The organism is Paraburkholderia sp. AV2 (assembly GCF_054968425.1).
In genome coordinates, this window is the sequence record NZ_JBANLK010000092.1 from 1 (window position 1) to 8848 (window position 8848).

Genomic DNA, 8848 nt, shown 5'->3' on the forward strand with positions numbered 1-8848 from the left:
ACCGCCTTCTCCTGCCTCCTCCCTACGCCGCATACACCACTTCCGACGATAACTCAATCAAGCGTCGCATCAGGCGGATGAAGAAGCCGATTCTCCTGGACAATTTCGAGCGACTCCTCCTTAAGGCAATCAGCCACCTTAACCTGACGGCCAACAAGCGCAAACTGCGCACGAAGGAGATGTATGCGGCGGGAGTCGGTATTACGCCGGCCGCGATTCACGCGTACCAGCAGGCGCAGCGACGCGGAGAAGCTGCCCGCGTACGAAACCCGCAGGAGGTTTACGACACCTTTTTGCCGTGGGATACAGTCACCTGCCGAAGGGGGCTTGTGTTGTACAAGCAGGCCACGTATAGCGCACCGGAACTGACCGAGCTTGCCAGGCTGCAGGTGCTCACCCCCGGCAATGGCACGGCTTTCAAGGTGGAAGTCAAACGAATCGCACGGTTTTCCGACTCCTTGCTTTGCCGTGACAAAGATGGCTACGTATTCGAGATCGAGATGACCGACGCGGACAAGCGGCGCTTCGGACATGTCAGTTGGAAGGCGATGGAACTTGCACTCCTGGACGAGTCTGTCCGGGAAGCGGATTTGACAAAGCCTCGTGCGAAGTCCGCGTCCCAACTCAAAAGCTCCAGGCAGGAAGAAATCGACGCCATCGAGAAGGGGCGCGGCAATGCGTTTGCGGGCGTTGTCGGGCCGAGCAAGCACAAAGCCCGCCAGAACGGAGCGGCGCTGCGTGAAAGCGACTTTGGGCAGGCCCATCGTGCTGCATATGGCTTGCCGCCATCCAACGCCGCTCCCGTTCCCACGTCAGACCCATCAGTACTTTGGGAGACGGAACACGCCGCCCAGGACGATCCCCTGGCTTTGGCGGCGTTGAAAGCCGAGGAAGAGTTTCGCCGTACGAGTTGAGTCCGCGCGGCCAAACGCCCTCTCGAGCGGCCATCGACGGCGGTTCGCCGTGCCAATGGCCGCGATTTCACCGAAATCCCCGCAGGGCGGATCCGCACTGGACGAACGACTTCGAAAACTTATTGTTAGCTGACCCACTGGGCCTCTCGGTGCTGAAGGCTCTCGAAACATAAGCTCTCCGGGTTCTTTTCCTGATCGCCGGGGGAAACAGGCTGCCCCCCGTTCTGCGCTTCTCTGCGTCGGCCGCCCTGCTCGACTGTACCTCCGGTCGATTGCCGGAGCCGAGGCACGCCATTTCGGCACGCTCACCCCACGCTTCATGGCGTGCGGGTCTTTTGTTTTCGATAAACAGGACTTATCGAACGGGACATTCTTTGTATTGGACCGTGATCGTTGGCGCGCCTAAGCTTGGCCCAATTGAAATATGGAAAACGGAATCCGCCAAGGACTCGAAAGGGCCAGTAGGCGCGGCCCGTGGGATGCGCCGGGCTGTCTGACTCTGTGCCGCTCCGCGCCCGTTTGTATCGCAAACTAATCGATCGTCCAGCGCATTCATGACGACAGGAAAGCAAATCTACAAAACACGCGCAATACATCGAGCGCCATCCCCACACAGATGGTCGCACAGCCTTGTGTGGTGGGCCTGCCAGGCCTGTATTACGAACTATTCGCCCGGCTGTATCGCTAACTAATAGACCGCGACAATCGCACTGCGCCATGCGTGCGCGCAAAACAAGGAGACATTCGATGAGCGACCACTCCGGCCTCACCGCTTCGGCCGCTTCGGCCGCTTCAGCCGCGTCATCCACGAGCGACGGCGCCGCCAACATCCCCGACAGCCGCGGCATCAACTTCTACACGAGCGACCCCAGCTACGCGCCGCTGCTGCGCAGCTACCTGGGCGACATGGCGTTCGCCACCCTGGAAGCAAAGCTGCGTGCCCTCGGCCAGCGCGCCTCCGACGAACTCGACCAGTGGGCGCTCGCGGCGGACCACAACCCGCCCGTTCTGCAGCACCGCACGCGGCGCGGCGAGGCGCTCCAGCACCTCGACAAGCATCCCGACTACGTGGCGCTGGAGCGGGTCGCTTACTCCGAACTGGGCCTCGCGGCGATGAGCCATCAGCCCGCCCCGCCGGCTCCGCTCGTGAAGTACGCACTGACCTACCTGTTCGTGCAGGCCGAGTTCGGCCTGTGCTGCCCGGTGAGCATGACCGACTCCCTCACGCGCACGCTGCGCCGCTTCGGGTCGCCGGAGCTCGTGGCCCGCTATCTACCATTCCTCGCGTCGCAGGACTTCGACACGCTCTACCAGGGCGCGATGTTCATGACCGAGCAGGCGGCGGGCTCGGACGTCGCCCGCATCGCCACGCGCGCCACGCGCACGACCGACTTAGAAGGCAACGACGTCTGGCGTCTCTACGGCGACAAGTGGTTCTGCTCGAACGCCGACGCCGATCTGGCGATGGTGCTGGCACGCCCCGACGACGCGCCGCCGGGCATCAAGGGCCTCGCGCTCTTCCTGCTGCCGAAAACGCTGTCGGACGGCACGCGCAACGCCTATCGCATCGTACGCCTGAAGGACAAGCTGGGCAGCCGTTCGATGGCAAGCGGCGAGATCGTGCTGGAAGGGGCGCAGGCCTATCTGATCGGCGAAGTGGGCCGCGGCTTTCACCAGATGGCGGACATGATCAACATGTCGCGGCTTTCGAACGGCGTGCGTGCCGCGGGGCTCATGCGCCGCGCGGTGACCGAAGCGCTGCACGTCGCGCGCCATCGCGAGGCGTTCGGGCGCAAGCTGATCGACATGCCGCTCATGCAGCGCCAGTTGCTCAAGATGATGCTGCCCGCCGAGCAGGCACGCTCGATGTTCATGCGGATCGCCACGCTGCTCCCGCGAGCCGATCAGGGCGACGAGCTCGCCGCGAAATGCGTGCGCATCCTCACGCCGCTCATCAAGTTCCGCGCTTGCCGCGACGCGCGCCGCGTCACCGGCGACGCGATGGAAGTGCGCGGCGGCGTGGGCTATATCGAGGAATGGAGCGATGCGCGGCTCGTGCGCGATGCCCACCTGGGCTCGATCTGGGAAGGCACGAGCAACATCGTCGCCCTGGACGTCGCGCGCGCGGCAAAGCGCGAAGGCGCGCTGGACGCGCTTGCACGCTATGTGCGCGCGGAGATAGCCGAAGCGGGTCTGCCGGAGAAGAGCGCGGCCCTGCTGCGCGGCGTGTTCGAGCGCGCGGGCACGGTGCTCGAAAGCGTGGCGGAATGCGGCCGCGACGAATCGGTACGCCAGGCCGCATCCGCGCTCTACCACGCCACCACGGCGGTTTTCATGGCTTGCGAGGCCGCGCGCGTCGCGCCCGACTACCGGCGTCTCGCCCTCGCGCATCTGATCGTGCGGCACAAGCTGCTGCCGCGCGATCCGCTGGAGCCCGATGCGCGGGACGCACATGCAGAACCGCTGCGCGCCCTCGTGGACGAGCACCCGCTCGCGCTCGCTGACGCGATGCGGCTCCTCCCTGCACAATGAGGCCACCACGATGAACGATAGCAAGCCCACCCAATCCTCTGCCGTGAACGGCGCGCTGCATGGCCTGCGCGTGATCGACCTGAGCCGCGTACTGGGCGGTCCGTACTGCACCCAGGCGCTGGCCGACCACGGTGCCGAGGTCATCAAACTCGAACCGCCCGACGGCGACGAAACGCGCGGCTGGGGCCCGCCCTTCCTCGACGAGACCGCGTGGTACTACGTGGGCGTGAACCGCAACAAGCAGGGCATCGCCGTCGATCTCTCGTGCGACGAAGGCCGCGAGATCCTCTGGCAACTGCTGGAAGGCGCCGACGTGCTCGTGGAGAACTTCAAGCCCGGCACGCTCGCGCGCTGGGGAATGGATTACGAACGCGACTTGCGCCCGCGCTTTCCGCGCCTCATCCATTGCGCGGTCTCCGGCTTCGGCGCGGACGGCCCGCTCGGCGGCCTGCCCGGCTACGACGCGGTGATCCAGGCGATGGCCGGGCTCATGAGCGTGAACGGCGAGCACGACGGCCCCGCGCTGCGCATCGGCCTGCCGATCGTTGACATGGTGACGGGCCTGAACGCGCTGGCCGGCATCCTGCTTGCGCTGGCCGAGCGCGAGAAGAGCGGCCAGGGGCAGTCCGTCGATATCGCGCTCTACGACTGCGGGGTCTCGCTGCTGCATCCGCATCTGCCGAACTTCTTCGGCAACGGCCGCACGCCGCAGCGCAGCGGCAACGCTCATCCGAATATCGCGCCTTACGACAGCTACGCCACGCGTACCGCGCCGATCTTCCTCGCCGTAGGCAACGACCGGCAGTTCGCGAAGCTGTGCGCTCACCTGGGCGTGCCCGCGCTCGCCGACGACCCGCGTTTCGCAAACAACCGCAGCCGCTGCGCGCACCGGTCCGAGTTGAAGGCCGCGCTCGAAGCACGCCTCGCCGACCACGAGTGCGAGCCGCTCGCGCGCGAACTCATGGCATATGGCGTGCCGTGCGGCCCGGTGCAGACCGTCGATGCCGTGGTCGCGCATCCGCACACGCGGCACCGCGGCATGCTCGTGGAAATGGACGGCTATCTCGGCACCGGCGCGCCGGTCAAGCTCTCGCGCACGCCCGCGACGTACCGCACGAAGCCGCCCGCGCTCGGCGGGAACACGCGCGAGGTGCTCGACGCACTCGGCATCGACCGCGAGACTCAGGCGCGGCTTTTCGAGGCTGGCGTCGTGAAGGGCTGATCGTCACATAGTAGTGCAAACGGAATATAGACCGGCCCGAGCCGGCTCCAACCGATCGCAAAGGAGACACACGATGACCCAACCCGCAGCTCCCGCCGCGACGGCGCGCCAACCCGCACGCGCCTCGCTCGCCGCCTTCGTCGGCACCACCATCGAGTGGTACGACTTCTACATTTACGCCACGGCCTCCGCGCTCATCTTCGGCAAGCTGTTCTTCCCATCGAACGAGCCGTTCTACAGCACATTGGCCTCGTTCGGCACGTTTGCCGTCGGCTTTTTCGCGCGGCCCTTCGGCGGCCTCGTGTTCGGCCATCTCGGCGACAGGATCGGCCGCAAGAAGGCGCTCGTCGCCACGCTCTCGATCATGGGTGTCGGCACCGTGGGCATCGGCTTCCTGCCGACCTACGCCAATGCCGGAGCGCTCGCGCCCGCCCTGCTCGTGCTGCTGCGCGTGGCGCAGGGCATCGCCATCGGCGGCGAATGGGGCGGCGCCGTCCTCATGGCCGGCGAACACGCGCCGCGCGAGAAGCGCACCTTCCTCGCGTCGTTCGCGCAGCTCGGCAGCCCCGCAGGCCTGATCCTCGCGCTGCTTGCGTTTCGCAGCGTCGCGCATCTCGACCACGACGCGCTTCTCGCCTGGGGCTGGCGCCTGCCGTTCCTCGCGAGCGCCGTGCTGCTCGTCGTGGGTCTCCTGATCCGCTCTGGCGTGAGGGAGTCGCCCGAATTCGAGGCGCTCAAGGCACAGCGGCGCACGGCATCCATGCCGATCGTCGAGGTGCTGCGCGACGCCTGGCGCAGCGTGCTGCTGTGCCTCGGCGCAAACGTGATCGGCGTGGCGGGCGCGTGGTTCGTCAACACGTTCATGTTGAACTACACGACGCAAACGCTCGGGCTCGATCGCGCGCTGATCCTCGACTGCCTCTTCGTCGTCGCGTTCATTCAACTGTTCACGCAGCTCGCTTCGGGCTGGTTCGCACAGCGCGTGGGCTCGGGCCGCTTTCTCATCGTGGCCGCGGGCCTCGCAATGCTCTCGCCCTATCCCATGTTCGTGCTCGTTTCCACGGGACGTCCGACCGCCATCGTGATCGGCATTGCCGTTGCGGTGATGTGCATGTCGAGCTCGTATGCCGTCATGGCCGGCTTCATGACCAACGCGTTCCCGGTGCGCGTGCGCTACTCGGCGATCTCCATTTCGTACCAGTGCTGTGCGGCGCTCGCGGGCGGGCTCACGCCGCTCGTCGGCACGCTGCTCGCGCACGACTTCCCCGGACAATGGTGGCCGCTCGCGCTGTTCTATAGCGCGCTCGCGGGCACTTCGCTCATCTGCATCGCCGTGCTGCAGCGCCGCCAGCCATCGGCGGTACAGGCCGATATGACCGGCGCGCTGCCGGAGTGAGACTGCAGACGGGGATGCGATGGGGGCCTCGATGAAAGCAATCCGCGCACGCGCAGCGGGCCGATGCGTCGCCCCGCTGTGCACCGCACCAGATCGGCAAGCGTATCGAATTCGTCGGTCGCCTGCGCCGCCCGAAGCCAGCACACGTTCGAATGCTGCTTCGAGCGCGCGCACGGAATCGGGCACAAGGTCGAACACGTGATGCGATATTACGCCAAGGCCATGCGCACGTTCGCGCATCATGGTTGTGGCGCCAGATAACGCGACACACAGTGCGGCCATAGAAGCCATGCGCGCGCTGGATATCCAGCACTGCCTGCAGCGCTATGCCGAAGTCGGTGGGATTGTCGCGGTCGACGAGACACTGCGTGCCGCCGCGCTACGTGACGACGATGGCATAGGGGCGAGCTGATACGACACGGGCAGCGTTAATCCTGCCCGCAAGATTGGATGCGAGTCATGGGCGGCGTGTTCCACGGCCCGATCATCAACATCGGCATTAACCACGTCTCCGTATCTCACGCAGCTTTCCGATACGGGGTTGTCGGGTCCATCTTTGGGCGCCCACACGGGCGCTTTTTTCACAATTTTGTTGGCATCCCCTGGCGTTTCAGAAATATCTGATTGGAGACACTCCCGGGCTGGCACATAGTCAGCGTTCGTCCCGGTCGCATGGTTGCGGGACTGACTTCAGCACGCTGTCTGACAGGGAGACGAGCAGGAATGTTCAGCAACGCATTGACATATCGCACAGGAATTTTCGTGATTCGCTATCAAGCCTTCCTGTCATTCTGACAGGAAGACAATGGACCCGAAACTCCCCGACTATTACCTGCGCGAACTGAAGTACCAGACGGCTCTGACCGGCGAATTCGCGGCTCGGCATGCCAAGATCGCCAGACGGTTCGGCATGCTGGAAACGGGTGAGACTGCGGACCCGTATGCGCAGCGTCTCATCCAGGCCTCGGCCTGGATGAATGCGCGCACGCGCATGCGTACCGACCGCGCGACCGATGCCTTCACCCATCGCCAGCTCGCGTGCGTCCACCCCAACTATGTCGCGCCGCTGCCCTCGATGGCCGTGGTGCGCTTCTATCCCGGTTACAGGACTGGCCAGGGCGGCGAAGGCGAAGTGCTGCCACGCGGCACGCGGCTGTTCTCCGGTGCAGAGCTGGGACGGTCGGCCTGTGAGTTCCGCACCGCCTTCGATCTGACCATGCGACCGGTTGAAATCGTCCATGCGAGCCTGGGCGGTGTCCCCCCGGACATGCCCGACCTGTACCGCCAGGTGCACGGCAACGCTCGGGTACGCGGCTCGCTGCGCCTGCGGCTGCGCACCACCAACGGCACGGCAATTCGTGAGCTGGCAGGCTTCGACCGCCTGCCCGTGTACCTGTGCGGCGAGCCTCGCATTGCCTCGCACCTGTTCGAGCTGGTCCATACCGCGACGCTTGCCAGCGTGACCGGCGTGCCAGGCCAGTTTCCGACAGGTGAGCTGCACGGCGTTTTCCAGAACGGCCTGCGCCATGGACACATGCAGCGTGCCGTGGAGTACGAGGGGCTGGAGCCGGAGCATAGCCTCCTGCCGCCCGTGCACACGATGTACCACGGGCACAATCTTGTACACGAATACTTCGCCATGGCCTCGCGCTTCTGGTTCTTTACCCTCACCGATCTCGCGGGCGGGCTATCGAGGATCGACGGTCCCGAGGCGGAAATCGTGCTGCTGCTCGATCGCGAGGCCGGTGACCTCGCGCAGCACGTCGACGCCGCACAGTTCGCCTTGTTCTGTACGCCCGCGATCAACCTTTTTCCGGTGCGCACGGAAAAGCTCCGGGTCGATCCCGACGCACGTGAGCACCGGCTCGTGCCCTATGTGAGTGCACCCGACGACTACGAGGTGCATTCGGTGCAGCGCGTCACGGGGCGCGTCGATGATGACGGGGACGAGGCCGGGGAGGACGGTGCGATACCGTTCTCACCGCTGGACGTGGCGCGGCCCGATGACGAGCGCGGCGATGAACGCTGGTTCACACTGCACTGCGAACTGGACCAGCCTGCGAGCAATGTGCGCCGCTACCGCACCCGCCAGCCCTTCATCCGCACCCACACGTGGCTGACGCTGCTCGCCCACGACCAGACACCGGACGACACGGGTGTGCGGCACGTCATGCTCGACGCGTGGCTGACCAACGGCGACCTGCCCTGCACCCTGCCGCACGACGGCGTGGACGATCTCGTGGCCAACGGTGCGAAGTCGGTCGCCAGCGTCGGCTTTGTGCGGCCTCCGACGCTACCCCGGCCACCGCTTGCGTGGGGCGAGGCGACGTGGAAACTGATCCGGCAGATGAATCTCGAATACGGCGCCTTCGATGACGAATACGACGAACCCTCGCCAGGCGAGGGGCTGCGCCTGATGCTCCAGCCGTACCTGGGGGCGGGCGAGCCTGTCATGCAGCGCCAGCTCGACGGCCTCACGGGTGCGCTTGCCATGCCGGTACACGACCACCACCGGCTGGGAGGCGACCTGACGTACATGCGCGGCATCGGCGTCACGCTCACCTTCGACGAGGCCGCGTTCGAAGGCATGTCGCCCTTCACGTTCGCGCTGGTGCTGGAGCGGTACGTGGCGCGCCACGTTTCGTCCCATGCCTTTACCCGGACCACGTTCTGCACGCAGCAGCGTGGTCCCATTTTCACCTGGCCCACGCGTGAGGGCACGCGCGAGGTTCTGTAAGGAGGATCACGGATGTCCTGGAATACCCAGCCGCGCACGCTGGAGGT

5 protein-coding genes and 1 pseudogene are annotated in these 8848 nt (G+C 65.6%); all 6 read left to right on the top strand.

All coding sequences use genetic code 11. The annotated features are described in order from the left end of the window. A pseudogene (locus tag V8683_RS30890) lies at positions 1-914 on the top strand (hypothetical protein); the annotation flags it as partial. A gap of 747 nt (positions 915-1661) precedes the next feature. Beyond that, positions 1662-3446, top strand: a complete 1785-nt coding sequence (locus tag V8683_RS30895; RefSeq protein ID WP_411191452.1) for an acyl-CoA dehydrogenase family protein — start codon at positions 1662-1664, stop codon at positions 3444-3446. A 10-nt stretch (positions 3447-3456) separates the two neighbouring features. After that, a complete protein-coding gene (locus tag V8683_RS30900) occupies positions 3457-4668 on the top strand; it encodes a CaiB/BaiF CoA transferase family protein (RefSeq protein ID WP_411191454.1) in 1212 nt (403 codons plus the stop codon). Positions 4669-4741: 73 nt separating this feature from the next. Next, complete coding sequence (locus V8683_RS30905) at positions 4742-6064, top strand: MFS transporter (RefSeq protein ID WP_411191455.1); 1323 nt, start codon at positions 4742-4744, stop codon at positions 6062-6064. 289 nt (positions 6065-6353) lie between these two features. After that, the gene (locus V8683_RS30910) at positions 6354-6476 is read left to right on the top strand and encodes a hypothetical protein (RefSeq protein WP_411191457.1); all 123 of its coding nucleotides are present in this window, start codon (positions 6354-6356) and stop codon (positions 6474-6476) included. A 393-nt stretch (positions 6477-6869) separates the two neighbouring features. Further along, on the top strand, positions 6870-8801 hold the full coding sequence (gene tssF, locus V8683_RS30915; protein ID WP_411191459.1) for a type VI secretion system baseplate subunit TssF: 1932 nt from the start codon (positions 6870-6872) through the stop codon (positions 8799-8801). The last annotated feature ends 47 nt before the right edge of the window (positions 8802-8848 follow it).

What these genes read in the sequence shown, in the direction of transcription:
- V8683_RS30895 (WP_411191452.1), top strand. Translation starts at nt 1,662, where the DNA reads ATGAGCGACCACTCCGGCCTCACCGCTTCGGCCGCTTCGGCCGCTTCA.
- V8683_RS30900 (WP_411191454.1), top strand. Translation starts at nt 3,457, where the DNA reads ATGAACGATAGCAAGCCCACCCAATCCTCTGCCGTGAACGGCGCGCTG.
- V8683_RS30905 (WP_411191455.1), top strand. Translation starts at nt 4,742, where the DNA reads ATGACCCAACCCGCAGCTCCCGCCGCGACGGCGCGCCAACCCGCACGC.
- V8683_RS30910 (WP_411191457.1), top strand. Translation starts at nt 6,354, where the DNA reads ATGCGCGCGCTGGATATCCAGCACTGCCTGCAGCGCTATGCCGAAGTC.
- tssF (WP_411191459.1), top strand. Translation starts at nt 6,870, where the DNA reads ATGGACCCGAAACTCCCCGACTATTACCTGCGCGAACTGAAGTACCAG.